Source organism: Marinobacter sp. PE14 (genome assembly GCF_053566155.1).
Map to the genome: position 1 here is coordinate 352,107 of NZ_JBQXNY010000004.1, position 24,819 is coordinate 376,925.

A 24,819-nucleotide genomic window follows, 5' to 3' on the forward strand; every position below is an offset into this window, starting at 1 on the left:
GGTTACTGCTCCTGCTTCCGTTGTTCCAAATGATCCCTGAATGCGTAACTCGCTGCCCGGCCACGGGGCCCGTTAAAGTAGTCCTGAACCCAATCGTCCTCCGTGGCTGCAACCTTTTCCAGAGTATCAGCTACCAGCACCCTGCGCTGTGACAGTACCGCAACCCTGTCACAGGTTGAGTAGAGGGTGTCCAGGTCATGGGTGACCAGAAACACGGTCAGCCCCAGCGCGTCCCGCAGCGTTACGATCAGCCTGTCGAAGGCGGCAGCGCCAATCGGGTCCAGCCCCGCAGTAGGCTCATCCAAAAACAGTATCTCAGGATCGAGGGCCAGGGCCCGTGCCAGGCTTGCGCGTTTCACCATACCGCCGGAAAGCTCGGACGGATACCGAACCGCTGCCTCAGGTGGTAAGCCGGTCAGCGCCAGTTTCATGCGCGCCAGCTGTTCTGCTTCGGGCCTTTTCAGGCCCGCGTGTTCGATCAGCGGAACGGCGATATTCTCCTGCAGGTTCAGGGAGGTAAACAGGGCGCCGCCCTGGAACAGCACACCGAAGCGTTGCTCTATGCGCGAACGCGCCCGTGCCGAAAGCTGGACAAGATCCTCGCCAAACACCCGGATGTGGCCAGAGGCTGGCGTGTTCAAGCCAACGATGCTGCGCAAAAGAACCGTCTTGCCAGTACCGGAACCGCCGACCACGCCCAGAATTTCACCCCGCAGCAGATCCAGATCGAGGTCCTCGTGCACAATGTGATCGCCAAAGCGGTTGCACAGGTCCCGCACCTCGATGACCGGCTCATTTCTTGTTTGAGCATTCGGAGACGCCGCCATATCCGCCATGATCACCAGCCCATTTCCATAAAGAATAGTGCAGCGATGGAATCCAGCAGAATCACCATGAAAATCGACTGAACCACGCTGGAAGTGGTGTGCTCACCCACCGATTGGGCACTGCCAGCCACCTTGAACCCTTCCAGGCAACCAATCACGGCTATGAGGAAGGCAAAGATCGGCGCCTTTACAATGCCCACAACGAAATGCTGCAGGGCGATGTCCCGCTCCACAATGGCCATGAACTGCGTCGGCGAGATATCCAGCACCAGCGCGCAGACCATGGCGCCACCAACCATACCGGAGATCATGCCCACAAAGGTCAGAATGGGCAGGCTTAACATCATGGCCATTACCCGGGGTAGCACCAGCAGTTCAATGGGGTTCAAGCCCAGGGTGCGGATGGCATCCAGCTCCTCGTTAACCTTCATCGCGCCAATGTGGGCGGTAAACGCGCTGGCGGTTCGACCGGCCAGCAGGATCGCGGCCAGCAGCACCCCGAATTCCCGCAGGAAGGCAAACGCCACCAGGTTGACCGTGTAAATGGTCGCGCCGAAATCGTCCAGAACGGTCGCCCCCAGGAACGCCACCACAGCGCCCACCAGAAACGTCAGCAGTGCCACGATAGGCAGGGCATTCAGGCCGGTGTCATGAACGGCCGCGACAAAGGGTGTCATGCGCCAGCGCCAGGGGCGGGGAAGGTTCCAGGCCAGGGTGCCGAGCGTCTGGCCAATAAAGCCCACAAGGATCCACAAAAGCCGCAAGATGCTTTCCACCTTCTGGCCCGTACCGGTAACAAAGCTCCAGACCAGGGAGGGTGCGTGCCCATCAGGCCCGGGTTGGTCTTTCATGGCTTCGCAGACGGCGGCAATCAGGGCCGACTTTTCTCGAGGCAACTCGCCGGCAGCCTTGGTGGCTTGGAGCAATCGCTCGGGTCCGATCAGGGAGGCCAGTTGTGAGGCACCGGCGGTATCAATCCGCTTCAGCCCCGAGAGGTCGATCGACAGTTTATTCATATCCCTGGAGGACATGGATGAAGCCACGGACGCCAGAGACCGATAATGGCTCAACAGCCAGTCTCCGTTCACACTCAGAGTGCCGGCTTCAACGGTGACGGATCCGGGGCTGGACGTCGGTTGTTGTGGATCGGTCTGCTCGGATGAATCAGGACTGGGCACGTTCTGTCGAATCCCTGAGTGATGTTGCCTGCCAATCCCTAGCTTAAAGAGTGCAGGGGATCTCTGCCAGTGACGAAGTTGCATGTTTGCATGCTGCCGCGCAATTGACCAAACTTTGCCCACAATCTCCAGTAAAACAAAAACTTGATAAAAAACTATTGACGCCCGATCGGTAATCCGTAGAATACGCAGCCGTTGACGAGGCAATGCCCCGGAAACAAAGAGCGGGAATAGCTCAGTTGGTAGAGCACAACCTTGCCAAGGTTGGGGTCGCGAGTTCGAATCTCGTTTCCCGCTCCAATTTCAAGTCTCTCATTGCCCACCTGAGAGCATAAAGATCCGATCCCTTCGATCTTTTCCGGCGCGGTGGCAGAGTGGTTATGCAGCGGACTGCAACTCCGTGTACGCCGGTTCGATTCCGACCCGCGCCTCCATTATTTTCCCAGCCCGATACCAGGCCTCCCTTTTCATTGTCTACCCGTGTCACATACTCTGCCAGGGTCTGTGAAAGCCGTGGGGAAAATAATGAACCAGCCGTCGCATTTACCCGAAATCGAGGGAAAAGTAGCTTTCGTCTGGCTGGTGGTAAGGTACTGGCGGCTAAAGCGATGGCGTCAAAGAAATCCGGATTCAGGGTTCCAGATCTGTCACATCCCTTCCTTGATGCAAGGCAGTGATGGTATCGGCTATGCCTGCAGTAATATCCACTAGCTCAACCTTGGTCTTCAGTGATTTGGACGGCAGTGACGGAGTGACCGTATTGCCGAGAATCACCCGGGACAATGCCGGCGAAGCCAATTTTTCCCAGGTATCCTGAGTGAACACGGCGTGCGTGGCGATGGCCATCACGTCCTCCGCGCCCTGGTCTCTGAACGCTTTCGCCGCTCGCTGCATGGTGCCTCCTCCTGCGATCAGGTCGTCCAGGATCAGCACGGTGCGGTTGCGGATATCGCCAACAACGGCAGAACCGCTCATTTCGCCCTGGCTGCGATGCTTCTCCATAAATGCGCTGCCGACGGGGCGCTCCAGCCGATTCGCCAATGACTCGCGGAACAGTTCCGCACGCTTTACGCCCCCTATATCCGGGGACGCTACGGTGATTTCCCTGTCCCCGAGTTCCGGCAGGAGGTAGTCGATGAACGCTTCCCTGGCGCTCAAATGCACTGTCGGGCAGCGAAAGGCATTCTCGAAAGCGCCGCGGTTGTGAACGTCCACGGTCACCATGGTGTCGATCGCCACAGCCTCGAAGAGCTGGGCGACATAGCGGGTGGTGACAGGATCATGGGGTTTGGTTCTCCTGTCCTTACGGGAGTAACAAAGGTAGGGCGCCACAACATTGATTCGGGCAGCGCCAGCGTCCCGGAGACTGGCCAGTAAAAACAGCAGGCGCAGGAGCTTGTCGTTGGTGCTGAGGCCATCGCTGCTGTTGAGGGACTGGACCACGAATACATCCCGGTTGCGAACCGTCTCCAGCGTGCGGATCTTGTGCTCGCCGTCTTCGAAATCCCGTTCCTCATGTTTGCCCAGGGGTACGCCCAGGTGGGCGGCCACTTGCGAGGCAAAGTCGCTGCCGCAATCAAGACTGAAGAGTGTTATTCGGTCGTCGGGTTTCATGGGGCAAGTCCGTTCGCTTTGGCTGATTGTATCAATTGCTCTTTTAACTCTAGTCAAAGTGCGGATAAAGGTATACGAGGTCGAGTTTTCGATCTCTTCATCCCGCTTTCCATCGTCTGGCGTAATCGCAGCCTGATATGCTTCAATGATCGGTAACTCGTCAAGTCAGCCGGCAAGGCTGGTTTTGATACCTTGGCGCCTGGTCAACAACGATGAGCACAGACGATAAGATGGTTAAACGCCGGCGCTCTGCTCTACGTGGCCGACAACTGGAACCCGCTGTTCTGTCGGATCTGCGGGAGCTGATCGGTGACGAACGCCTTGATTCGTCATTACGCCACCGCGATCGACTGATCGAGCACCTGCATTTGCTCCAGGATGCCGACGGCTACCTCTCTATGCCCCGTCTCCGGGCCCTGGCGTCGTTCATGAATCTGCCCATGGCCGCCGTTTATGAAACGGCCACGTTCTACGCCCATTTCGACATTGTTCACGACGAACAAACGCCGCCACCGGCAATAACCCTGAGGGTCTGCGATTCGCTTTCCTGCCAACTGGCGGGCGCTGGAGCACTGCATAAGGCACTGGCGGATGGAGCTGACGAGAGCCAGGTGCGTGTGGTCCATGCGCCCTGCATGGGGCGCTGCGATACGGCGCCCGTGGTCGCTGTGGGGCACCATCATTTAGGCAACGCCACTGTCCGAACGGTTGGCGCCGCAATAAAAGAAAAGCAGGTTCAACCCGATGACATCCATTGGCAAAAGCTGGCGGATTATCGCTCGGCCGGTGGTTATCAGTTGCTGAAGGATTGCCGCGAGGGCCCGGTTACCGTCGAGTCCCTTGCGGAAGAACTTGAGCAGGCCGGCTTGCGGGGCCTTGGCGGCGCGGGGTTCCCTACCTATCGCAAATGGCAGGCCGTGCGAGCGGAACCCGGGCCCCGCTACGCGGTGATCAACGCCGACGAGGGTGAACCGGGTACCTTCAAAGATCGCTATTACCTGGAACGAGAACCCCACGTCTTCCTGGAAGGCGCGCTGGTTAGCGCCTGGGCGGTTGAGGCTCAGGCTCTCTATATCTACCTGCGGGACGAGTATCCCGGCCTACTTCTTGTGCTCAAAGACGCCGTTGCCGAACTGGAAGCTGCCGGCATCATAGAACCCGGTTTCGTGATCCTGCGCCGGGGCGCAGGCGCGTACATCTGCGGCGAAGAATCCGCCCTGATCGAGTCTCTCGAGGGCAAGCCCGGCAAGCCACGCCATCGCCCGCCATTTGTTGCCCAGAAAGGACTATTTAACCAGCCCACCCTGGTTAACAACGTCGAGACCGTTTACTGGATTCCGCGCATCCATGCCCAGGGCGCCGACTGGTTCGCCAGTCAGGGCCGTCATGGTCGCAAGGGGCTTCGCAGCTTTTCGGTGTCCGGCCGGGTCGCGCGGCCCGGTGTACACGTTGCACCCGCTGGCATCACCCTCAATGAATTGATCGAGGAATACTGCGGCGGCATGGCGGAAGGGCACCGACTCCTGGCCTATCTGCCCGGTGGGGCATCTGGCGGCATACTGCCGGCCAGCAAAGCTGGTATTCCGTTGGATTTCGACACCCTGCAGGAACACGGCTGCTTCATCGGCTCTGCCGCCGTGATCGTTCTGTCTGATCAGGACGATTTGGCCGCCGCGGCCGCCAACCTCTTGGGCTTCTTCGCGGATGAATCCTGCGGCCAATGTACGCCCTGTCGTGTGGGCACTGAGAAAATGCTCACCTTGCTGGAGCGGGATACATGGGATGAACAGACGCTCCAGCAGCTGGCCGGAGTGATGGCGGATGCGTCCATCTGCGGTCTCGGGCAGGCCGCACCCAATCCGGTACTGAGCCTGCTGCGGGACTTCCGCAGCGAACTCGCCAACAGCAACCTGATAGCGAAAGGTTAGGGGAGGCAGCCATGAGCCATTCCAGCACAAGCTTTACCCTGACACTGGACGACGTGGAAGTTCAGGCCTTCCCCGGTGAAACCCTGTGGCAGGTGGCCAAGCGCGCCGGCGAGACCATCCCGCACCTGTGCTTCAAAGACGCCCCGGGTTACCGTGCGGATGGCAATTGCCGCGCCTGCATGGTGGAAGTGGAGGGTGAGCGGGTGCTCGCCGCAAGCTGTATCCGCGAGGCAGCGCCCGGCATGGTGGTGCGAAGTGCTGGCTCTTCACGGGTTCAGACGGCCCGTAAAGGCGTTCTGGAATTACTGCTGGCCGACCAGCCTGAGCGAGAGAGCAGCCCCGATCGTTCAAGCCATCTGTGGGAAACGGTGGATCAACTGGCCATTGATGCCGGCGCGGTGCGCCAACGCCTACCGGCTCGTTCAGAGCGGGACGAACCAACGGTTCACCATGTCGCACAGCGATCGGATTCGCTGGCCCACGCCCGGGGCCATGACGCCACCCATTCTGCCATGAACGTGAACCTGGACGCCTGCATCACCTGCGGTTTGTGCGAGCGCGCCTGCCGCGAAGTGCAGGGCAATGATGTGATCGGCCTGGCGCATCGCGGTGCCGCGTCCAAAGTGGTGTTCGATTTCGATGATCCGATGGGTGACAGCACCTGCGTTGCCTGTGGCGAATGCGTGCAGGCCTGCCCGACGGGTGCACTCATGCCCGCCACCCTGATCGATGCCCAGGGCCGCGGAGACTCGGCCACGGCTGACCGCACCGTCGACTCCGTCTGCCCCTATTGTGGCGTGGGCTGCCAACTGACCTATCACGTGAAAGACGAACCCGGTCTTGCCGAATCAGAAACAGGCGAGCAGCGAGGACGCATCCTGTTTGTTGAAGGCAAAGACGGCCCCTCCAACCAGGGCCGGCTCTGCGTGAAAGGTCGTTTTGGCTTTGATTACCCCTCACACCCGGCGCGGCTCACCCGGCCGCTGATTCGCCGGGAGGGCGTCCCCAAGGGGCTCGACCCGGACTTTGATCCGGCCAATCCGTTAACGCACTTTCGAGAGGCCAGCTGGGCAGAGGCCCTGGATCTGGCGGCAGGCGGGTTAACCCAACTTAAAACACAGCACGGACCGGATGCGCTCGCCGGCTTCGGCAGCGCCAAGTGCTCCAACGAAGAAGCGTGGCTGTTCCAGAAGCTGGTGCGCACGGGTTTCGGCTCGAATCATGTGGATCACTGCACGCGGCTTTGCCACGCCAGCTCCGTGGCCGCATTGATGGAGTGCCTCGGGTCGGGCGCCGTAACCGCCTCCTTCATGCAGTCGCTGGAGGCGGATGTGGTGATCCTCACCGGCTGCAACCCGGCGGTCAATCACCCGGTGGCCGCTACCTACTTCAAGCAGGCGGCACGAAACGGCACCAAGCTGATCATCATTGATCCCCGGGGCCAGGCGCTGGATGCCTATGCCTGGCGCAGCCTGCGTTTCTCGCCGGGTGGCGACGTGTCACTGTTCAACGCCATGCTCAATGTGATCATCAGCGAAGGACTCTTTGACCAGGCCTACATTGATGCCCACACCGAAGGCTTCGAAGCATTGGCAGCCAGCGTTGAGGGCATGACCCCAGAGGTGATGAGCCCGGTTTGCGGCGTGGCGCCCGACACCATTCGCGAAGTGGCCCGAGCCTACGCCGAGGCTGATAAAGCGATGATCTTCTGGGGCATGGGCATTTCCCAGCATGTGCACGGCACCGACAACGCCCGCTGCCTGATTTCCCTGGCGCTCGCATGCGGCCACACCGGCCGGCCCGGTACCGGCCTGCACCCATTGCGGGGGCAGAACAACGTGCAGGGTGCCTCCGATGCCGGTTTGATCCCCATGGTGCTGCCGGATTACCAACCGGTCGGGGATGCCCAGTTGCGCGCCGCTTTTGAAGAGCTCTGGAACACTGAACTGGACCCGGAGCCGGGGCTCACCGTGGTGGAGATTATGGACGCCATCAAGGCGGGCACCATCAAGGGCATGTACATCCTCGGCGAAAACCCCGCGATGTCCGACCCGGACCTGACCCACGCCCGGGCCGCGCTCGCTGCCCTGGAGCACCTGGTGGTGCAGGACCTGTTCGTTACCGAGACCGCCCAGTTTGCCGACGTTATCCTGCCTGCCGCCGCCTGGTCGGAAAAATCCGGCACCGTCACCAATACCAACCGCCAGGTGCAAATGGGTCGGGCTGCTTTGACGCCGCCAGGAGAGGCAAGGGCCGATTGGTGGATTATTCAGGAAATGGCCCGGCGTTTCGGGCTGGCCTGGAACTACGCCGGCCCCGAGCAAGTGTTTGAAGAAATGAAGCAGGGCATGCATTCACTGGATCATATCTCTTGGTCCCGCCTGGAATGCGAAGGATCGGTAACCTATCCGTGTTCCGCCGACAACGCGCCAGGCCAGGACGTTGTCTTCTCTGACGCCTTTCCACGGGCCGGAGGCCGGGCCAGGTTCTCGCCAACTCGGCCGATGCCACCGGATGAGCCAGTGGATGAGGCTTATCCCATCGTGTTGACCACCGGGCGATTGCTTGAGCACTGGCACACCGGCGCCATGACTCGTCGCAGCCGGGTGCTGGACGAGCGGGAGCCGGAAGCGGCAGCCTACCTGGCTCCAGCGGAGCTGGACCGTATGAGCGTAACCTCGGGTAATGACATTCAAATTGCCACCCGGCGCGGCACTATCACCCTGACGGCGCGGGCCGATCAGACCATGCCCGAGGGCATGGTGTTCGTCCCCTTCGCCTTTGTGGAGGCGGCAGCGAACGTACTCACCAATCCGGCACTGGACCCGGACGGGAAGATTCCGGAGTTCAAGTACGCAGCCTGCAGGTTGAGCCCTGCGTAGATTCTGAAGCGAACAAACTCCTCCCGAACGACGTTCATTGTCGAACCGCGTCTGTAAAACAGGCGCGGGTAGTCTAGAATAACGCCAAAATTCCGAGATCTTTCAGGTAGATAAAATGCCAAAGTTTTTGCATACGGCAGACTGGCAGATGGGCCGGGCCTTTACCCGTTTCGAGACCGAAGACGGTGCAGCCCTGGTCGAGGCCCGGTTCGAGGCCATTGAAACCCTTGCTCAACTGGCCAACGAACATCAGTGCGATGCGGTCCTGGTGGCCGGCGACGTCTTTGATGCTCAAACGGTCTCCGACCGAACCATTCGCAGAGTCTTCAACGCCACGAAGGGCTTTGCCGGCCCCTGGGTCATGCTTCCGGGTAACCACGACGCCGCCCTGGCAGAGAGCGTGTGGACGCGAGCTCAGCGCCTGGGTGCTGTACCGGAGAACGTACATCTCGCGCTTCAGCCCGGCGTGATTGATCTGGAACCACAGGGCCTCAGCATCCTCTGCGCACCACTGACTCAGCGCCACACTTATGGGGATCTGACCGAGCCATTCAGCGGCTACGAGTCGCCGGAAGGTTTTCTCAGAGTTGGCCTGGCCCACGGCAGCGTCCAGGGCCTGTTGCCGGACGAGATCGATTCCACCAACCCCATCGCGCCAGACCGTGCGAAAGCCAGCAGGCTCGATTACCTCGCTTTGGGCGACTGGCACGGCACCAAACAGATCGATGAACGCACCTGGTACAGCGGAACGCCCGAGCCGGAACGGTTCCGGAACAACGAAGCGGGGAATGCCCTCATCGTTGAAGTGTCCGAACCCGGGGCAACCCCGAAAGTAACCTCACTCCCAACAGGGCGGTATCATTGGCACCAGTGGCGGGAAACCCTGGCAGTCCACTCCGATCTTGAGCAGCTGCTGGAACGCCTGAGCGCCTTGCCCGAATCCGCCGTTGTCGATCTGCGCCTTGAAGGCTCGGTGACCCTGGCGGGCGAGGAAACCCTGTTGAAAGCCTTGTCGGTTGCCGAAGCACGATTCCGCAGCCTTCGCTGTGAGCGGAGCGGTCTTCAGCTTGCCCCAACCGATGAAGACATCGCGGCCCTGAAAGCGGATGGCTACGTGGGCGAGGTGGTTGAAAGCCTGCGGGAGCGGCAAGAAGGGGCCCAGGATGATGTCGCCCGGGATGCCCTGGCCATTTTGGCGGGTCTGCTCAGGGAACGGGAACAGGAGGTGGGGCAATGAAGCTGCAGCGAATGCGCATTGAACAGCTGCGCCAGTTCCGCAAACCCTTCGTTCTGGACAACCTGCAAACCGGCCTCAATCTGATTCACGGCCCCAACGAGTCCGGCAAAAGCACCCTGGTACGTGCCATCCGTGCCGCGTTTTTCGAACGCTACCGTTCAACGGCTGTTGACGACCTGCGCCCGTGGGGTGACTCCGCCGCGGCGCCTACTATCGAGCTGGATTTTGAGCACGACAACCGTGTTTGGCGCCTCACCAAAAGCTTTCTCCAGCGCAAACGGTGCGACCTGGTTGTCGGCACCGAGACCTACAGTGAAGACGACGCCGAAGAAAAACTGGCTGAATTACTGGGCTACCAGTACCCGAAACGGGGCGCCAGCAAAGCCGAACACTGGGGCATACCCGGACTGCTGTGGGTGGAGCAGGGTACCGGGCAGGATATCGAACAGGCCATAGAGCATGCCGGCGATCATCTGAAATCCGCCCTGAATTCCATGGTTGGAGAGGTGGCCAGCTCCGGCGGCGACGACCTGATCGAGACCGTTCGCAGCCAACGGGACACCCTGCTGACCGGAACCGGCAAGCCCAGGGGCGATTACCTGAAACTGGAAAAAGACCGCGCTCAATATGAACTTGAAATTGAAGAGCTGAAGGAGCGGGTGCATAAATACCAGGAGCAGGTCGACCGGCTTGGCAAACTGACCCAGGACTATGATCAGGCCGAGGCCGAGCGCCCCTGGGAAGAGGCCCAGCGACAGCTGGAGGAGGCCCGGGTGCGTTATCAGCAGGTTGAGCGCCTGGAGCAACAACAGAGCCAGGAGAAAGCTACGTTCAGCCAGCTACTGCAAAACCACCGCCTGTTGCAGCAGAACAAGGAACACCTGGAAGGGCTCAGTCGCCAGCTTGAGGGTCGAAAAGCCGAACTGGACCGAGCGGAGCGAGACCTCTCCACCGCAGAAGCCCAAACTCCGATGATTGCAGGCCGTTTGCAAGAAGCCAGAACTGCCTATGAGCAAGCGGAAAAGCAACGCAAACTAGCGGGCTTGCTGCAAACCCGGGAGCGGCTGGAGCAGGATGTCCGCCGGCTTGAACAGCAAAAACAGGTGCTGACCCAGAACCTTGCCAAAGCAAAGGAATACCACCAGCAGTTGGAGCAAGCCAGGCAGCAGGCCCGGGAAAACCGCATTGATGCAGAGTTGGTCAAGAAACTGCGAGCAACCGGGAACCAGCTGAACGAAGAGACCATTCGCTCACGGACCATCGCTACCCGATTAAGTTGGCAGCTGGATGCTGGCGCTTCGCTGACGTTGAACGATGAGTCGCTTACCGGACAAGGCGAGCAGCAGCTTCTGGAAGAGTCGACCCTGGTGATTCCGGGCGTGGGTACCCTGGGCATAACACCGGGCGGGGAAGAGCTGGCCAGCACCCGGAGGAGGCTAAAAACCCTTGAAGAAAACCTGGAAGAACAGCTAAAGACCCTTGGTGTGGAATCCATAGCGCAGGCGGAGGATCGTCTTTCTGCTTTTGAAAGTGCTGGACGAGCCGTCAAGCATGCCGACGAGCTGTTCAAATCTCTGGCACCGGCAGGCCTTGAACAACTTGTCTCCGACCAGAAAGAGGCGGAAGTCGAGCTGGAGAAAGCCAAAACACAACTGGAAGCCACGCCCAAACCGGATCCGCAAGAGCATGTGCCGGCCCTGGAAGAAGCAGAGGCGGCATTCGCCCGGGCTGGCACCGCATTGGACAAGGCCGAATCCGATGAGCGCGCGCACCAGTCCAGTCTGTCGGCGCTGAAACAGGCCCGGGATAACGCCAAAACCGAATGGCAGCGGCTGGCGGATGAAGAAAAGAGCCCGGAACGGCAGCAGCAACTTAGCCAGATAACCACCGACCTGGCGAACCTCGAAAAGCAACAGGCCGAACTGCAAGCCAGCCTCGAACGCCGCGACCGGGAAATCCGCGAGGCTCGCCCGGACTTTCTCAAGCAGGACATCGAACGCTACCAGAATGCGGTCAATCAGCTGCGCCAGACCCAGGAGAACCGGGGCCGCGAACTCCGCGATATCAAAGTCAGGCTGGAAGCCTGGGGCGCGGAAGGGCTGGAAGAACAGCTCAACGAGAAAGAGGCGGAGTACGACCAGTGCAACCGCCGCTATCAGGAATTGCACCGCCGCGCCCAGGCGCTGGATCTGCTGCTGAACCTGCTCACGGAAAAGCGCCAGGCCCTGACGCGTCGACTGCAGGCACCGCTGCAAAAGCACCTCAACCATTACCTGTCGGTGCTTTTCCCCGAAGCCTCCCTCGAAGTCGATGAACAGCTACGGCCCGGCACCTTCAGCCGGGGCAACGAACTGGGGCAGATCACCGAACTGAGTTTTGGTGCCAGGGAACAGATGGGACTGATCAGCCGCCTGGCCTACGCCGATCTGCTGCGGGAAGCAGGACGGCCGACCATGGTGATACTGGATGACACCCTGGTGCACAGTGACAGTGACCGCCTGGAAGACATGAAACGCATCCTGTTCGATGCGGCCAGCCGGCATCAGATACTGCTGTTTACCTGCCATCCGGAGAAGTGGCAGGACTTGGGGGTGCCGCCCGTGGATATTCAGGCATCGAAGGAGCTGAACGCTTAGCTGGTATGTTCAGTATGGATAATGTGGACCGGTGCACTCGAGTTTGGTTAATGTGCAAATAGATCGAAATCAAATGGTTTTGTTACGAGAAAGGGGAGTTTTGCCAAAATGGATTCGCTGGAAGAGTTGCGTCTGAAATTGAAGCAATTTGCTAAAGAACGTGATTGGCGCCAGTTCCACTCACCGAAAAACCTGACCATGGCCCTCTGTGGTGAGGTGGGTGAGTTGTCGGAGCAATTCCAGTGGCTTAGCGAAGACGACTCGAAAAACCTCAGTGAAAAACGTTTGGCAGCAGTCAAAGACGAGATTGCGGACATTCAGCTTTATCTTGTTCTCCTGGCAGATTCTTTGGGCGTCGATATTGCTGAAGAATCCGCCCGAAAAATAGAGGAAAACGCTCTTAAATACCCTGTTGCCAAAGCTAAAGGTAGGTCGAATAAATATAACGAGTTGTAGGAGGTATTTGTGATCGTTTATTCGGCTTCCAAGGCGGAATTTGTTGAACACGTGAGGTTCAATCAGATCGAGAAGGTTATCGAGGAAGAGGTCTGGAGAAAGCTCAAACGAAAGACTCCAAAATCTGAAATTGCCTCCTGGAAGAATTCGCTCCAGTGCATGTTCAACGCATTGTTGGATCAGGGGATACCACCGTCTGCCGGTGTTGCGATTGAGTATACGATTCCACTGACCAATCGCCGAGTGGATTTTATCCTTACGGGCAAAGATGCAGCACGCAATGACACTGCAATAATCGTTGAACTGAAACAGTGGTCCGAAGCAGAGGTTACGGACAAAGACGCAATTGTCAGAACGTTCCTGAACGGGTCCATCCGCGAAGTAAACCATCCTTCCTACCAGGCCTGGTCATATTCAGCCCTGATCGAGGACTATAACGAAACGGTCCGGGAAGAACGCATCGGCCTTCAGCCGTGCGCCTATCTGCACAATATGGATAGTGGTCTGGCCATTAACGATGCTCGCTATTCTGAGCACACCGAAAGAGCGCCGGTTTATATTTCAAGCGATGCGAAAAAGTTGTCGGATTTTCTCAGGCGAAATATCCGGTATGGCGACAGCGACAACATCATGTATCGAATTGAACATGGTGTAATCAAACCGTCAAAAGGGCTTGCCGACGCCCTTGCCTCAATGCTTCGTGGGAATAGGGAATTCATTCTGCTGGATGAGCAGAAACTTGTTTACGAGACCGCGCTGGAGCTGGCGGAAAGAGGGCGCGAAAATCCAAAACAGACGTTCATTGTGAAGGGTGGACCGGGTACGGGTAAATCGGTTGTTGCAATTAACCTTATCGTTGAAGCAACCAATAGGGAGATGCTGACCCAGTTTGTTAGCAAGAACGCCGCACCCCGGGAAGTTTTCAAGGCACGCCTGACAGGTACTATGCGCAAAACCCACATCGATAACCTGTTTCGCGGTTCTGGGGGCTATACAGACACCGAGAATAACTTCTTTGATTTGCTGGTCGTTGATGAGGCCCACAGGTTAAACGAAAAATCTGGCCTTTACGGGAACCTGGGGGAGAACCAGATAAAAGAGCTGATAACCAGCGCCCGAACCTCGATCTTCTTTATTGATGAAGATCAGCGCGTCACGCTCTCGGATATCGGCACAGTGGAAGAGATTCAGTATTTTGCGAAGCAATTGGGTTCAGAGATAACTGTCCTCGAATTGAGTTCCCAATTCCGTTGCAATGGTTCTGACGGTTATCTGGCGTGGGTTGATCATGTTCTTCAGGTCAGGGAAACCGCAAATACAACGCTGGATGGCATCGACTATGATTTTCGGGTTTTTGACGATCCGAATGAGCTGCGAAACGTTATTGAGCAGAGAAATCGCCGCGCCAACAAGGCACGACTGGTAGCCGGATATTGCTGGGACTGGAAGAGCAAGAAGGATCCAGGCAGTTTTGATATTGAACTCCCTGAGCATGATTTCAGGGCAAGATGGAATCTGGACAAGCACGGCGCCAAATGGCTCATCGCTCAGGATTCGATAAGTGAGATTGGCTGTATCCATACCTGCCAGGGGCTGGAGCTCGATTACGTAGGCGTGATTATTGGAGATGATTTTGTAATCCGGGATGGCGTTGCGGTTACAAACGCTGGCGCGCGCTCAAAATCGGATCGGTCTGTTCGTGGATACAAAAAAAGGCTGAAAGAGGATCGGGAGAGCGCCCTGGCGGATGCTGACATGATCATCAAGAACACCTATCGCACCCTGATGACCCGGGGTATGAAAGGATGTTACGTCTACTCTGCAGATGCAGAAACCAGAGAGCATTTTCGTAGCTTTGCCGAAACCCAGATCTTTGAACAGACGGATGAAGTTTCTGCCCAGCCAGTTCCGTATGAGGTGGTTGATTATGAATCAGCAACCCCTTATGACGGTTTTGTGCCTCTATACGACCTGCAGGCAGCAGCTGGCGAATTTAGTGAATTCCAGTTGCCCGCCGAAGAGGTTCAGTGGGTAAATCTGCCTGAACATTTTGCCACCAGGCCGGGTCAGTTTGTTGCGCAGGTTGTTGGCGAATCTATGAATAAGCGCATACCCAATGGCGCTTGGTGCCTCTTTAACGCGAACCCAGGAGGAACGCGAAATGGCAAGATAGTCTTGGTGCAACATCGGGCTATTGAAGACCCTGATAACGGCAGTTGCCTCACCGTTAAACTGTATCGCAGTGAAAAAACGATGTCCGGCGATGAACTCGTTAACGAAAAAGTCATCCTGATGCCGGTCACTAGCGCGCATGGTTATCAAGATATCGTGATTGAAGACGATGATCTTCACGACTTGAGAGTCGTTGGAGAGTTTGTTGCGGTGTTGGCCTGAGACCAGTGATTCAAAAAAACACTCCTGCATCTTGAAGGGAAGTTCTAGAGTAGATCTCCCGAGTTTGTTGGCGACGACCTGTCCGCCTGGTAGCCTGGTCTAGATCGACTTCAGGCTAATTAGTCGCAAGGGAACTATTTAATGCAGGATACGCTGAGTTATTACGACAGCAATGCCGATGACTTTGTGGAGTCTACGTTTGAGGTCAGCATGGAAGACCTTTACCGAGAGTTCTTGCCACAAGTTCCTGAAGGTGGACACATTCTCGATGCCGGCTGTGGTTCTGGTCGAGATGCTTTGTTTTTCAAAAAGAATGGCTACCGCGTTTCTGCGTTCGATGGCTCAAAAGCCATTACCTCTCTTGCCCGCCAAAAGACCGGGTTGCCAATTCAGCACAGGTCCTTTTCAGACGTTCAAGAATCCATTACGTATGACGGCATCTGGGCCTGTGCCAGCCTTTTACATTTGCCTCTCGTTGAAGTGCCCAGAGCTATTGAACGGTTATGGAATGCCCTGAAACCGGATGGCGTTTTCTACATGAGTTTCAAGATTGGCCAGGGGGAACGTGACCACAATGGCCGGCACTTTACTGATGCTGACGAGTCGATTGCCGAGCAGTGGATTCAGGACCTGACAGACTTTGAAGCTTGCCAGATTTGGCGCACTGAGGATCAGCGTCCTGATAGGGATGAGCAGTGGTTGAACATTCTTCTGACCAAGGCCCCGGCTTCCCACAAAAAGCTGACGACCGGCGGGAAAGAACATCATTTCCTACCCAAGCTTTGCCAGGCAATTAAAGCTGCTGATCAGATAGATATGGCGGTAGCTTTTGTTAAAACCACCGGTTTAAATCTCTTGTTCCCGGATTTGGTTAGCGCGCTGCAGCGAACTCCTGATCCGACTCGCATCCGCATTCTCACCAGTGATTATTTGGACATTACCGACACAGAGGCTCTTCGAAAGCTCGTTCTGTTGCATGACCATGGCGCTCAGGTGCGTGTCTATCAGAGCAAAGGGAGTAGCTTTCATTTGAAAGCTTACCTGTTCGCTGGCCATGTTGAGAATCAGCAAATGTGGGGCAGGGCGTTCATCGGCTCTAGCAATATCAGCCGACAAGCGCTGCAGGACGGGTTGGAATGGAACTATCAAGTGGATTTCCCGCCCGACTCTGGGTACCTCGAGGCTGCCAGCAGATTCGATGAACTGCTCAAGCACCCAAATGTGGTCGATCTCACCGACGACTGGATTGATGAGTACGAAAAACGGAGAAAGCCACCAGAACAGTCACTGGAACCTGGCAGTGATGAGAAACAGGAAGTTCCAACACCTAATGAAGTGCAACAAGAAGCGCTAGAGGCACTCGATCAAACCCGAGCGGAAGACTATCGCAGAGGTTTGGTCGTGTTAGCAACGGGCTTAGGTAAAACCTGGCTATCTGCGTTTGATGCCGTTCAAATGGGTGCCCGTCGGATTCTTTTTGTTGCCCACCGCGAAGAAATTCTTTATCAGGCGGCTGAAACCTATTTGCGGATCAAGCCGAATAGCCGCGTTGGCTTTTACATGGGTAAGCAGCGCGATCGGACGGTGGATATCCTTTGTGCTTCGGTACAGACACTCGGCAAAGAAACCCATCTGGAACGATTCGACCCACGCCATTTCGATTACATTGTTGTCGATGAATTCCACCATGCCGCCGCGCCTGTCTATCATCGGCTTCTGAACTATTTCGCACCCCAGTTTCTACTGGGATTAACGGCGACGCCAGATCGCACGGACCGCTCCGATATCTTGTCGTTATGCGATGACAACCTGGTATTCGAGTATCCGTTGTTCGAGGGCGTTAAGGGACAATTCCTGGTGCCGTTTCACTACTACGGCATCTACGACGAGACTGTCGATTACACCGAGATCCCCTGGCGTAACGGAAAGTTCGATCCCAATCTGCTCGCGAATAAACTGGCTACATACGGACGTGCCAAACACGTGCACAGGGTATGGGGCGAGCAGAAGCAAAGCCGGACTTTGGCGTTTTGTGTTTCGCGGGTTCATGCCGATTTCATGGCAGATCAATTTTCTAGAAAGGGCGTAAGGTCTGCAGCCGTCCACGGTGAATCAGAGATGTCCCGTGGCGAGGCCTTGGAGAAGTTGGAGAACGGTCAGCTCGATGTGATTTTTTCCGTTGACCTGTTCAACGAGGGTGTCGATCTGCCCGCTATTGATACGGTGCTGCTCTTGCGCCCAACGGAATCCAAGATCCTTTTCCTCCAGCAGATCGGTCGGGGCCTACGGAAAAGCGCAGCCACTGGCAAAGACAAGCTTGTGATTTTGGATTTTGTTGGTAACCACCAGAGTTTCCTGCACAAACCTCAGGCGCTTATTGGCCAGGCGATGAATCACCGACAGTTAGCGGCGTTTGCTAGGAAAGCTGAAAAGAACCAGCTGGACCTGCCAGACGGATGCTTTATCAATTACGATCTGCAGATAATCGACTTCCTGAAAGGTCTTGATCACCAGGGCGCTGAAAAAGACTACCAAGTATTGAAAGATACATTGGGTCGTCGTCCAACACTCACCGAGTACTATCATTTCGGTGCCAGTATCGCTAAAACTCGCAAGTTGCACGGAAGCTGGTTTGGATTGGTTCGGGACATGGAAGATCTCACCGAGATTGAGGCAGAACTATTGTCCCGCTACGAAACGTTTCTGCTGGAAGTTGAAACGACGGCCATGAGCAAATCATTCAAAATGATATTGCTGGACGCGTTTCAGCAGTTAGGCGGATGGCGTAGTCCACCAAAGCTCTCAAAGCTGGCCCAAAGATCCTGGGAGACGCTGAAACGCCGTCCCAGGCTTTATCAGGAAATTGCTACTTCAGTGAAGGACGCGGATGGTTCCTCGGCTCAATGGCAGCAATACTGGAAGAAGAACCCAGTCGATCATTGGACCAATAAGTCGCCAGCTGTTTTTGAAATCGAGAACGATCAATTTAAGCCTGTTATTGGGCTGGAAGGTGAGCAGATACCGCCTTTCGAGGAGATGGTGCAAGAGTTAATTGATTATCGCCTGGCTTCCTACGAAGCACGGGAGTCTTCTAAGCTAGTGCAGTCTTCGGCTGAAAATGTAGTCCCGATCACTCCTTCTGGGACGGAACTGCCTTACTTCCCATCCTTGAAGATCGCTTGTGGCCACTTTAGAAGCAGTAACGCCGAAGAACCGGATTACAGGTCCATCGGATTGGGACACGGGCGAATAGAGCCAAATCGTCATTTCATTGCCAGAGCGTCAGGTAACTCAATGAATGGCGGGAAACAGCCGATTCATGATGGTGATTATCTGTTGCTTGAGCAGATAACCCCAGACCAAGCCGGATCAATCACTGGGAAAACGCTCGCGATTGAACGACTGGATGAGGCGGGCGACACGCAATATCTCCTTCGGACGGTTCGCAAATCCCCTGTAGGCGAATATCGGCTCGAAGCTGCGAACCCAGAGTATGAAGACATTATTGTTACTCCAGAGCTTCTCGAGCAGTTTCGAACGTTCGCACGCTTTTGCGAGATTATCGATCCACTGGAAATGGCTGTCGGACAGGAAATCCCGAGAGAGGAGATTCCGGAGTTATTCGGCGCGACTTTTAATCCTGGAAATTGGCAAAGCGGTCACGTCTTTCTGAAAGATGCCAATGCGCATGTTTTGCTTGTGACGTTAAACAAACAGGGCAAAGGCGTCCAACACCGTTATGTCGATCATTGGATTGATGAGCAAACATTTCATTGGCAGAGCCAGAACTCAGCTACGCCTCAAAGCAAGCGCGGTCGGGAACTGATCGAACACAAAAAGCTTGGACTCTCAGTGCACTTATTTGTCCGCGAAAATAAGCTGCGTAATGGTAAAGCTGCGCCTTTCACTTATTTCGGCCCGGTTGAGTATCAGAACCATGAGGGGAGTAGGCCAATGAGCGTGACATTCAGGCTTAGAAGCCCTTGACCGAATTGGCTAGGTCTTTTTTCGATGCGATGGTCCAAATAGGGCAGCGTCAGGGCAATGTTTCTGATGCTAGAGTTGGCGTTTGGACAACCGCGAGGGTAGACCTCGGGCTTGAAGGCCTATATTAGAGGAAACATCTTGCTTAAATGGCAGACAGCTCTCGTTATCTCCCTTTGCTCAATGTTCCTATCGGCAACCACCATGGCGACAGAAGAAGCGGAATACACAGTCCTCTTGAAGGAGGAGAACCTGGAAGTACGTCTTTACGAGCCGCATATCGTTGCAGAGACAGTCGTCGATACGGAATTCGAAGACGCGGGCAGTGAAGCGTTTGGCCGCTTGTTTAAATACATTTCCGGCAATAACCAATCCCAGCAGGAAATCGCCATGACCGCGCCCGTTGGTCAGGTGGCCGAGGGTCAGGAAATCGACATGACGGCACCGGTAGGCCAGACGCAGGTCGACGGGAAATGGGCGGTCAGTTTTATGATGCCGGGATCATTTACGATGCAGACCACTCCGAAACCGAGGGACGAGAGGATCACCATACGCCAGGTGCCAGAGCGGACGATGGCAGCCATCGGGTACTCCGGGTTTTGGAGCAAATCAGGCTATGAAAAGAATAAGGCGAGGTTGGAAGAATGGATCAACAAAAAGGGCTTCACTATTCAGAGCAAGCCAGTCTGGGCGCGTTATAACGCACCGTTCATGCCCTGGTTTTTGAGGCGAAATGAAGTGTTGATCCCAATAGACCATTTGCAGTGATAGAGCGTATCAAGCTACTCACCGAAGCATCAGGATCATCCTAGGAAGTTTATTCATGCAAAACGTGCGCGTCGCCATTGTTGGCGCCGGCCTGGCGGGTTTATACGCCGCTTATGTCCTAGAGAAAAAAGGCATCAAAGACTATGTCGTTCTTGAGGCGAGGGACGTACTGGGTGGGCGTATTGCATCTACAATCCACGCTGAGGGTAAATCTGATGTGTCGGGTGAGGGCTTCGATCTGGGGCCCGCCTGGTTCTGGCCTGCATTCCAGACCGATATGGCGCGGCTGGTGGATGAGCTCGGGTTAGAGACCTTTGAGCAACTTGAAACTGGCGATATGCTTCTGGAACGTTCATCCAATCAGCCCCCTGAGCGAACGACCGGGTACGTCAACTCTCCACCTTCAATGCGAATCGCCGGTGGCATGTATTCGCTCATTGATGCGTTGTATCAGCGGCTTGATCCAGCGCGTGTTGTGACAGGCCAAACGGTTCGCAGCCTGCGTATTTCAGAGCCCTCTATCGAGCTACTGAGCGAAGATGCGCAAAGGCAAACCGTGAGCTACAGCGCTGACCATGTGTTGCTGGCAATGCCACCCCGATTGGTTGAGTCTCAGCTAACGTTTTCGCCTGCCTTACCAGATGAACTTGCCAGGCAATGGCAGGCGACAGATACCTGGATGGCCCCCCATGCAAAATATATTGCCGTGTTCGAACGGCCTTTCTGGCGAGAGCAAGGGTTATCCGGGGAGGCTCGAAGTGCCGTTGGGCCAATGGTTGAGAGCCATGATGCTTCTAGTCCGGGCGGGCAGGCGGCATTGTTTGGTTTCCTGGGTGTGCCTGCTGACGTGCGCAGTCGTGTTTCTGAGGAAGAGCTTATTACTGCTTGCCGCACACAGTTCGTGCGACTGTTTGGTTCGCAAGCGGAGAATCCCGAGGCAGAATTTATCAAGGACTGGGCTAAAGAGATTTACACGGCTACCAGTACAGATGAAAGATCCTCTGGCAATCACCCTATGCCTGCCTTGTCGCCGAGCTCAGGGGCATGGGCTAACCGATTAACCGGAATTGGCAGTGAGTGGTCACGCGAGTTTACGGGATATCTGGCCGGCGCTATTGATGCGGTAGATCGCGGTTTAGAATCTTTTTAGGAATATTCGCGGAAAGGGGTGGAGCCCCGGTGCGAGCTTAGAGAGCCCGCCCGTGCCCGGGGAACAGTTGCCGGGTTACTTCTATTCCTCAGCTGAGGATTCGTACTCTCGAATCATGCCAGAAAGCTGGTCTTTCAGATTGAGGCGTTGTTTCTTGAGATCCTCCAGATGCTCGTCAGAGGTGTTCTCTGCACCACCCTCGAAATGGTGAACTGCATGATCTACCTCATGGTACTCTTCAAACAGTTTCGCGAAATGATTGTTGCTGGTTTTCAGGTGATGAATGGCTTCTTTTGATTCGGGGAATTCATGAATCAGATCGTGTTTTTCAAGTGACATAAAGACAATCCCTTTGATTGCGCCGTGTGTTTGAATCTGCACTGTCAACGCCAAACAATACGGCAAGGTGAGGACCGGGGACAACCGGTGCCAGCGTGGGCATTTATGCTTATGATTGGCTTTGGTTTTTTAACCTGGAAAAGCCAACAATTCACAACCATCAGGATGATTTCATGCCTCAATCGCCCCTCGCCCAACCCCTGAAGCTCCCCTGCGGAGCAGTCCTGCCCAACCGACTTGCCAAGGCTGCCATGACCGAGGGGCTGGCAGACGACCAGCTCCAAGCTACTCACCGCCATGAAACCCTTTACGGTCGTTGGTCCGATGGTGGGGCGGGGCTGCTGATTACCGGCAACGTGATGATAGATCACCGGGTGCTTGAGCGGCCGGGTAACGTGGCGATTGATCCGGCGCCGGCTGAAGGCGAGCCGGAGGGTGTGGCGCAGTTGCGTTCCTGGGCCGAGGCGGGCACCCGCAACGGCAACCACTTGTGGATGCAGATTTCCCATGCCGGTCGGCAGTCGCCGCGATACGTGACCACACGCCCAATGGGGCCTTCGGCGGTGCAGCTATCGCTGATGGGCAACTACGCCCGCCCGCGGGCACTCACAGAGCCGGAGATCCTCGACTTTATCCAGCGCTTTGCCAACGTGGCCCGGATTGCCAAAGAAGCGGGCTTCACCGGCGTTCAGGTGCACGGCGCCCATGGGTATCTGCTGTCGTCTTTTCTGTCGCCGGTTACCAACCAGCGCACCGATCGCTGGGGTGGGTCGCTGGAAAATCGCGCCCGTTTCCTGCTCGAGGTGGTTCGGGCGACTCGCGCGGCTGTGGGGCCGGAGTTTCCGGTGGCGGTTAAGCTGAATTCTGATGATTTCCGCAAGGGCGGGTTTACGCTCGATGAGTCTGTGAACGTGGTTCGCTGGCTCAATGAGGAGGGCATTGATCTGCTGGAGGTATCTGGCGGCACTTATGAGCAGCCGCGGCTGCTGGGGTACAGCGGCGATGCCGACACGGCCAGCGATGGGCCGGCCATGCGGGAAAGCACTCGCAAGCGGGAGGCTTACTTCCTGGATTACGCCCAGACGATTCGCGAGGTGTGCGATTGCCCGCTTATGGTCACCGGTGGATTCCGGACGCGCGCGTTTATGGAAGAGGCGGTTGCCAATGGCGAAACCGACGTGATTGGCCTTGGCCGGCCGCTCTGCACGGATCCCGATACGCCCAGGGATCTGCTTGAAGGGCGCATTGATAAGACGGTTTGCCATGAAGACCACATCAAGCTTGCCCAACGAGGGTTTTTCTCGCCCGCGAGTCCGCTGATGCCGCTTAAAGTCATTAACGTGCTGGGCGGCCAGGCGTGGTACTACCAGCAGATTTTCCGGCTGGCGGATGATGGCAAGGCTGATCCGGACCTGGGCATTTTCAAGGCCATCGGGGCTTACTTGAAGGATGAAATGGGCCAGGCCCGGCGGGTGAAAAAGGCCCGCCGCCAGCACGGCGGGGCCTGAGAACGTTTACAAGGAGACAACGGCGCCGTTTGATTCCGCTGATTCGAACAGCGCCGACATCACCCGATGACAGGCCAGGCTGCGCTTGGGCCATTGCTCGTCTATCTCGCCAGTCAGAATGATGTTCGAGAACTTCTCAACCAGCTTCACGACGTGGTCACAGGGCTCTACCTCTTGCTCTGTGTCTTTGCCATCGATATCCCCCAGTATGTAGCTTGAGCTGCCGGTGTAGCGCTCACCGTAGGCCGCGAAATTCCCGCTTCTACCCTGGCCACCCACCAGATCCTCGATTCGTATAAGGCCGGCGTCGCCAACCGTTTCTACCTGGGATCGGTGAGCGAGTTCGCAGCCTGCATCAAAGGTTGCCATTCGGCCATCCGAGAACCATAGGGTGCCGCCACAGGCGACGATGGTGTCGATGGAGTTCTTGGAGACGAACGTCATCTGGACGCGTTCAGGCAGTTCGTAACCGAAGCTCCATAGGGTGGCGCTGATCGGATACCAGCCCTGATCACCAAAGCAGCCCATGGGTTCGCGAGACTTGTCGGTTCGGCCATTGCCGCCTTCGTACCATTCCTTGTTGGGGGCCTTGAAGGTGAAGGCACTGGTTACCCGGCGCACATCGCCGATATCGCCGTTGGCAATGCGCTGCTCGATGTCTTGCGTGCGGTTGCTGTGCAGCCACATGGTTCCATCCATGAACTGCACGCCGTTTTCTTTGCAGACGTCGATGGCCTCTTCAATGCCGTCGGCCAACGGTTTCTCGGCGTACACGTGCTTGCCGGCGCTGGCGGCCTTCTTGATCCATTCGTTGCGAAGGGCAGTGGGGACCGGGATGTAAACCGCGTCGATACTATCATCTGCCAGAAGTTCATCGTAGGAGCCAAAAGCCTGCGGCACATCGTACTCGTCTGCCCAGGCCTGGGCCCGATCGAGGGAGCGGCTTGCCACCGCAACCACGTCGGCATTTTCCGCATCGTGCATTCCGGCCACGACCTTGGTGGCAATTTCGGCGGTGCCTATGATGCCCCACCGAACTTTGCGATTTTCCATGTTGGGTCTCCTTAAACAGGTTTGGCTTTGAGAATGTGGTAACCCTAGCTGAAGAGCATGCGCTGGATCGACCGGGGAATAAACCGGGTGATGAATTCGGCAGCGTAGGTCTGGGGTGTGACCAGATATCGAGGCTTGGGCCGTTTCGCTTCTGCAGCTCTGTAGATCTTTTGGGCAACATCCGACGCACTGGCTGTGAACGGCTTGATCCTGGCGCCGGGCGCGAGCGCTGCTTCCATGGCTTGGTATTTTTCCCGGTGCACTGCGCTGGCTCGCCCAAGCACGGGCTGTAACGCGGTCAGGGCATGTTCCCTGAACCGGGTCTTCACGGGCCCGGGGAGCACCAGCGAGACGCTTTCCAGGCTTTTGCTGCCCTGTTCATCAAACCAGAAGCTCTCATGGGCCGTGTTCATCGCGGATTTGGCGGCACAGTAGGCGCCTTTCATTTTCTGGGGCACGATGGAGAGTACGGAGCTTACCGCGATGACCCGCAAGGGTACCCCGTGTTGTTCGCACAGCCTCAGGCAGACAGCAGCCAGCTTGATGGGGCCGAATACGTGGGTGCTGAATTGCTTTTGCCACATGGGTTCGGAGAGATCGCGAAGCGTGCCGAATTGACCGTAACCGGAGTTGTTGACCAGAACAACCCGCTCGGCTGCTGCAATCTCCGTGTCCAGAGCGCCGGCTAGACCTTCGATCTGTTCAAAGGCCTCCAGATCCAGCGCCAGCTTCAGATCGGCAGACTCAACGCCGGTTGGCTGTCGGGACAGGGCGATCACCCGGTAGCCTTCCCGGGCAAAGAGGGCACAGGTCTCATGGCCAATGCCGGCGCTGGCACCGGTTACCAGGGCGAGTTTGGTCATTG

16 protein-coding genes and 2 tRNA genes are annotated in these 24,819 nt (G+C 56.6%); 12 read left to right on the top strand and 6 right to left on the bottom strand.

The genetic code is table 11. The features are described 5' to 3' along the window. Positions 1 to 2: 2 nt before the first annotated feature. Both ACWJ62_RS15200 and ACWJ62_RS15205 read right to left on the bottom strand, forming a co-directional pair. Positions 3 to 836, bottom strand: coding sequence for an ABC transporter ATP-binding protein (locus ACWJ62_RS15200; protein ID WP_449287099.1), 834 nt, complete (start codon positions 834 to 836; stop codon positions 3 to 5). A gap of 2 nt (positions 837 to 838) precedes the next feature. Next, the gene (locus tag ACWJ62_RS15205; protein ID WP_449286938.1) at positions 839 to 2,005 is read right to left on the bottom strand and encodes an MlaE family ABC transporter permease; all 1,167 of its coding nucleotides are present in this window, start codon (positions 2,003 to 2,005) and stop codon (positions 839 to 841) included. 224 nt (positions 2,006 to 2,229) lie between these two features. On the opposite strand from ACWJ62_RS15205, the gene ACWJ62_RS15210 reads away from it, so the two are divergent. Both ACWJ62_RS15210 and ACWJ62_RS15215 read left to right on the top strand, forming a co-directional pair. Then, positions 2,230 to 2,305, top strand: a tRNA-Gly gene (locus tag ACWJ62_RS15210). Positions 2,306 to 2,365: 60 nt separating this feature from the next. Next, a tRNA-Cys gene (locus ACWJ62_RS15215) sits at positions 2,366 to 2,439 on the top strand. A gap of 196 nt (positions 2,440 to 2,635) precedes the next feature. Here the strand turns inward: ACWJ62_RS15215 and ACWJ62_RS15220 are convergent. Next, a complete protein-coding gene (locus ACWJ62_RS15220; RefSeq protein WP_449286939.1) occupies positions 2,636 to 3,619 on the bottom strand; it encodes a ribose-phosphate diphosphokinase in 984 nt (327 codons plus the stop codon). A 212-nt stretch (positions 3,620 to 3,831) separates the two neighbouring features. Between ACWJ62_RS15220 and ACWJ62_RS15225 the strand changes: the two genes are divergently transcribed. The 9 genes from ACWJ62_RS15225 (at position 3,832) to ACWJ62_RS15265 (ending at position 21,054) form a co-directional block, all read left to right on the top strand. Beyond that, positions 3,832 to 5,547 carry an NADH-ubiquinone oxidoreductase-F iron-sulfur binding region domain-containing protein gene (locus ACWJ62_RS15225; protein ID WP_449286940.1) on the top strand — a complete coding sequence of 572 codons (1,716 nt, stop codon included), beginning with the start codon at positions 3,832 to 3,834 and terminating at the stop codon, positions 5,545 to 5,547. Between the two features lie 11 nt (positions 5,548 to 5,558). Next, the gene (fdhF, locus tag ACWJ62_RS15230) at positions 5,559 to 8,429 is read left to right on the top strand and encodes a formate dehydrogenase subunit alpha (protein WP_449286941.1); all 2,871 of its coding nucleotides are present in this window, start codon (positions 5,559 to 5,561) and stop codon (positions 8,427 to 8,429) included. Positions 8,430 to 8,544: 115 nt separating this feature from the next. After that, positions 8,545 to 9,666: a metallophosphoesterase family protein gene (locus ACWJ62_RS15235; RefSeq protein ID WP_449286942.1), complete on the top strand. Its 1,122-nt coding sequence runs from the start codon at positions 8,545 to 8,547 to the stop codon at positions 9,664 to 9,666. After that, positions 9,663 to 12,302: an AAA family ATPase gene (locus ACWJ62_RS15240; protein ID WP_449286943.1), complete on the top strand. Its 2,640-nt coding sequence runs from the start codon at positions 9,663 to 9,665 to the stop codon at positions 12,300 to 12,302. The genes ACWJ62_RS15235 and ACWJ62_RS15240 overlap by 4 nt, the downstream gene beginning before the upstream one ends. A 108-nt stretch (positions 12,303 to 12,410) precedes the next feature. After that, entirely contained in the window at positions 12,411 to 12,758 is a 348-nt protein-coding gene (locus ACWJ62_RS15245) for a nucleotide pyrophosphohydrolase (protein ID WP_449286944.1), read from the top strand. Positions 12,759 to 12,767: 9 nt separating this feature from the next. Continuing rightward, positions 12,768 to 15,152, top strand: a complete 2,385-nt coding sequence (locus ACWJ62_RS15250) for a DNA/RNA helicase domain-containing protein (protein WP_449286945.1) — start codon at positions 12,768 to 12,770, stop codon at positions 15,150 to 15,152. 141 nt (positions 15,153 to 15,293) lie between these two features. Further along, complete coding sequence (locus tag ACWJ62_RS15255) at positions 15,294 to 19,139, top strand: DUF3427 domain-containing protein (protein WP_449286946.1); 3,846 nt, start codon at positions 15,294 to 15,296, stop codon at positions 19,137 to 19,139. Positions 19,140 to 19,340: 201 nt separating this feature from the next. After that, a complete protein-coding gene (locus ACWJ62_RS15260) occupies positions 19,341 to 19,904 on the top strand; it encodes an SOUL family heme-binding protein (RefSeq protein ID WP_449286947.1) in 564 nt (187 codons plus the stop codon). A gap of 55 nt (positions 19,905 to 19,959) precedes the next feature. After that, positions 19,960 to 21,054 carry a flavin monoamine oxidase family protein gene (locus tag ACWJ62_RS15265; protein ID WP_449286948.1) on the top strand — a complete coding sequence of 365 codons (1,095 nt, stop codon included), beginning with the start codon at positions 19,960 to 19,962 and terminating at the stop codon, positions 21,052 to 21,054. Between the two features lie 81 nt (positions 21,055 to 21,135). On the opposite strand, the gene ACWJ62_RS15270 is transcribed toward ACWJ62_RS15265, so the two are convergent. Further along, positions 21,136 to 21,393 (bottom strand): YdcH family protein, encoded by a 258-nt coding sequence (locus ACWJ62_RS15270; RefSeq protein ID WP_449286949.1) that lies wholly within the window; start codon positions 21,391 to 21,393, stop codon positions 21,136 to 21,138. Between the two features lie 173 nt (positions 21,394 to 21,566). Here ACWJ62_RS15270 and ACWJ62_RS15275 point away from each other — a divergent pair, with 173 nt between their 5' ends. Next, the gene (locus ACWJ62_RS15275; RefSeq protein ID WP_449286950.1) at positions 21,567 to 22,901 is read left to right on the top strand and encodes an NADH:flavin oxidoreductase/NADH oxidase family protein; all 1,335 of its coding nucleotides are present in this window, start codon (positions 21,567 to 21,569) and stop codon (positions 22,899 to 22,901) included. A gap of 6 nt (positions 22,902 to 22,907) precedes the next feature. On the opposite strand, the gene ACWJ62_RS15280 is transcribed toward ACWJ62_RS15275, so the two are convergent. Both ACWJ62_RS15280 and ACWJ62_RS15285 read right to left on the bottom strand, forming a co-directional pair. Further along, the gene (locus ACWJ62_RS15280) at positions 22,908 to 23,954 is read right to left on the bottom strand and encodes a Gfo/Idh/MocA family protein (RefSeq protein WP_449286951.1); all 1,047 of its coding nucleotides are present in this window, start codon (positions 23,952 to 23,954) and stop codon (positions 22,908 to 22,910) included. A 44-nt stretch (positions 23,955 to 23,998) separates the two neighbouring features. Next, complete coding sequence (locus ACWJ62_RS15285; protein ID WP_449286952.1) at positions 23,999 to 24,817, bottom strand: SDR family NAD(P)-dependent oxidoreductase; 819 nt, start codon at positions 24,815 to 24,817, stop codon at positions 23,999 to 24,001. Positions 24,818 to 24,819: the final 2 nt, after the last annotated feature.

Bases quoted from the DNA above. Each gene is read 5' to 3' on its own strand.
- ACWJ62_RS15200 (WP_449287099.1), bottom strand. From the start codon at position 836: ATGGCGGATATGGCGGCGTCTCCGAATGCTCAAACAAGAAATGAGCCG.
- ACWJ62_RS15220 (WP_449286939.1), bottom strand. From the start codon at position 3,619: ATGAAACCCGACGACCGAATAACACTCTTCAGTCTTGATTGCGGCAGC.
- ACWJ62_RS15225 (WP_449286940.1), top strand. From the start codon at position 3,832: ATGAGCACAGACGATAAGATGGTTAAACGCCGGCGCTCTGCTCTACGT.
- fdhF (WP_449286941.1), top strand. From the start codon at position 5,559: ATGAGCCATTCCAGCACAAGCTTTACCCTGACACTGGACGACGTGGAA.
- ACWJ62_RS15235 (WP_449286942.1), top strand. From the start codon at position 8,545: ATGCCAAAGTTTTTGCATACGGCAGACTGGCAGATGGGCCGGGCCTTT.
- ACWJ62_RS15240 (WP_449286943.1), top strand. From the start codon at position 9,663: ATGAAGCTGCAGCGAATGCGCATTGAACAGCTGCGCCAGTTCCGCAAA.
- ACWJ62_RS15245 (WP_449286944.1), top strand. From the start codon at position 12,411: ATGGATTCGCTGGAAGAGTTGCGTCTGAAATTGAAGCAATTTGCTAAA.
- ACWJ62_RS15255 (WP_449286946.1), top strand. From the start codon at position 15,294: ATGCAGGATACGCTGAGTTATTACGACAGCAATGCCGATGACTTTGTG.
- ACWJ62_RS15260 (WP_449286947.1), top strand. From the start codon at position 19,341: ATGGCGACAGAAGAAGCGGAATACACAGTCCTCTTGAAGGAGGAGAAC.
- ACWJ62_RS15265 (WP_449286948.1), top strand. From the start codon at position 19,960: ATGCAAAACGTGCGCGTCGCCATTGTTGGCGCCGGCCTGGCGGGTTTA.
- ACWJ62_RS15270 (WP_449286949.1), bottom strand. From the start codon at position 21,393: ATGTCACTTGAAAAACACGATCTGATTCATGAATTCCCCGAATCAAAA.
- ACWJ62_RS15275 (WP_449286950.1), top strand. From the start codon at position 21,567: ATGCCTCAATCGCCCCTCGCCCAACCCCTGAAGCTCCCCTGCGGAGCA.
- ACWJ62_RS15280 (WP_449286951.1), bottom strand. From the start codon at position 23,954: ATGGAAAATCGCAAAGTTCGGTGGGGCATCATAGGCACCGCCGAAATT.
- ACWJ62_RS15285 (WP_449286952.1), bottom strand. From the start codon at position 24,817: ATGACCAAACTCGCCCTGGTAACCGGTGCCAGCGCCGGCATTGGCCAT.